Origin of the sequence: Dietzia sp. DQ11-44, assembly GCF_014145205.1 — a bacterium.
In the GTDB taxonomy this organism is placed as follows: Bacteria; Actinomycetota; Actinomycetes; order Mycobacteriales; family Mycobacteriaceae; genus Dietzia; species Dietzia natronolimnaea.
Window position 1 is genome coordinate 1 of the sequence record NZ_JAALEC010000395.1, and the last position, 2,079, is coordinate 2,079.

The window sequence follows — 2,079 nt, forward strand, 5'->3', positions numbered from 1 at the left end:
GGACTACTCGATATGACCACCACACTCTCCCCGATCCACCGACGACCCGCGATCGGTGTCGCGCTGCTCGCGCTGGCGTTGATCGTGCTGCTCGTCGGCGCCGGGTGCGCCACCCGCGACTCCGAGGCCGCGGCACCCGTCCCCGACCGGGTCGACCTCGCGGGCCTGTCCGACCTCGTCCTCCGGGTGGGCGACCAGAAGGGCGGCACCCAGGCCCTGCTCACCGCGGCGGGACAGCTCGACGACCTGCCGTACGAGGTCGAGTTCTCCACGTTCACCTCCGGGCCGCCGCAGGTGGAGGCGCTCAACGCCGGTCAGATCGACGTGGCCGTCACCGGTAACACCCCGCCCGTGTTCGGCGCGGCCGCCGGGGCGCGGGCGTCGATCGTCTCCGCCTACGCCAACGGCGGGGAGGGGGACCGGATCCTCGTCCCCGGGGACTCGTCCGTGCGGACCGTGGCCGATCTGGCGGGTCGGAAGGTGCTGGTGGCCAAGGGGACCTCCGCCCACGGGCATCTGCTTCTCCAGCTCCGCAGGGCCGGGGTCTCGCCGGAGTCCGTCGACCTGGTCTTCCTCCAGCCGGCCGAGGCGGGGTCCGCGTTCTCCCGCGGCGACGCCGACGCCTGGGCCATCTGGGATCCGTACACGGCCATCACGCAGACCACCACCGACGCCCGGACCATCGCGACCGCGGCGGAGGCGTCCAACGGATTCTGGTTCGGGCTCGCCTCCCACGACGCCCTCGCGGACGCGCGCCGCCAGACCGCGATCGCGGACCTCCTGGTCCGGCTGGCCGAGGCGGGGACCTGGACCGCGGAGAACCCGGCGCAGTGGGCTGCGTTCTACGGTGAGGCGGTGGGGCTGACCCCCGAGGCCGCCGAGCTCTCGCAGAGTCGCAGCACCCGCCAACCGGTGGCGCTGGCGGACACGGTGGCCAGCGAACAGGAGTTGGCCGACGTCTTCACCGAGGACGGTCAGATCGACCCCGTCGACGTGGAATCACTGGTCGACGACAGGTTCCAGGACGTGCTCGGGCCGGTGGTCGGGCCGCTCCCCGGGACGTAGCGGGCCGGGCACGGCCGGTCTACGAGGTGATCCCTGACCAGAGCGTGGCGACCGCGGTCCAGCCGACCAGCCCGACGGTGGAGTAGAGCAGTGCCCACAAGAGTCCACCCACGGTGACCGCCGGCAGGTACCGGGTCAGCGGCATGCGGGTGAACCCGGCGCTGAAGTTGATCGCCGTCTGCACGCCCACGGTGAGAAAGGACAGGGGCACGGCGATCACGCCGTAGCGCGCGGACAGACGCTGGGCCCGCTGCATGTGCCGACCGTCCAGGTGGCGAGCAGCCTTCTGGCTCAGCCTGCCACCGCTCAGCGCGCCCCGGCCGAGCCAGTAGGTGGCGTTGGCGCGCAGCATCACAATGACGAAGAGCGCGCCGAAGGCGATGGGATACGGCTGTTCCGAGATCCGGTCCACGTGAGGAGTCTGGGTGCGCCGGTGAGGTGCCGGAGGTCAGGCGGAGGGCTTGACGTCCATCACGACGTCGAACTCGAGGAGGGTGGCCCCCTCGGCGACGGGCTTGCCGTGCTGACCGGCGTGGGCGGTCCGGGCGTCGCCGTCGCGCCATGCGGCGAAGGACGCCTCGTCCTGCCAGGTGGTCACCACGAAGTAGCGCTCCTCTCCGGCGGTGGGGCGCAGCAGCTGGAAGCCGAGGAAACCGGGGGAGTTCTCCACGGTGTGGGCGCGCTCGGCGAAGCGACGCTCGAGCTCGGCACCGGCCTGGGGCGGCACGGACAGGGCATTGATCTTGACGACGGCCATGTAGGTGAGCCTACGCTTTGGTGCCGCGGTCCCGGCCGGTCAACCCGGCAACGAGTACACGTCCCCGGTCCGCACCATCAACCCGTCGGCCACGAGCGAGTCGAGTGCGCGGCCGCGCTGGACCGGGTCGGGCCACACCGCGTCCAGACGGTCCCGGTCGGCGGTGCCGTCCCCGTCGCGCAGGACGTCGAGGATCAGGCCGCGTACCTGGCGGTCGGTCCCGGCGAAGGTCTGGGTGCGGCGCCGCGGCCCGTCCC

3 protein-coding genes and 1 pseudogene are annotated in these 2,079 nt (G+C 72.2%); 1 reads left to right on the plus strand and 3 read right to left on the minus strand.

Annotated elements, in window-relative coordinates; translation table 11 throughout:
* Positions 1 to 1,065 (plus strand): ABC transporter substrate-binding protein (locus tag G6018_RS10395; RefSeq protein WP_347237851.1); only part of this gene is annotated, 1,065 nt, incomplete at its 5' end.
* A gap of 19 nt (positions 1,066 to 1,084) precedes the next feature.
* Here the strand turns inward: G6018_RS10395 and G6018_RS10400 are convergent.
* The 3 genes and pseudogenes from G6018_RS10400 to G6018_RS10410 form a co-directional block, all read right to left on the minus strand.
* Positions 1,085 to 1,477, minus strand: coding sequence for a VTT domain-containing protein (locus tag G6018_RS10400; protein WP_182639552.1), 393 nt, complete (start codon positions 1,475 to 1,477; stop codon positions 1,085 to 1,087).
* Between the two features lie 36 nt (positions 1,478 to 1,513).
* Entirely contained in the window at positions 1,514 to 1,822 is a 309-nt protein-coding gene (locus tag G6018_RS10405; RefSeq protein ID WP_182639553.1) for an antibiotic biosynthesis monooxygenase, read from the minus strand.
* Between the two features lie 39 nt (positions 1,823 to 1,861).
* Positions 1,862 to 2,079, minus strand: a pseudogene (locus G6018_RS10410) (A/G-specific adenine glycosylase); the annotation flags it as partial.

What these genes read in the sequence shown, in the direction of transcription:
- G6018_RS10405 (WP_182639553.1), bottom strand. Translation starts at nt 1,822, where the DNA reads ATGGCCGTCGTCAAGATCAATGCCCTGTCCGTGCCGCCCCAGGCCGGT.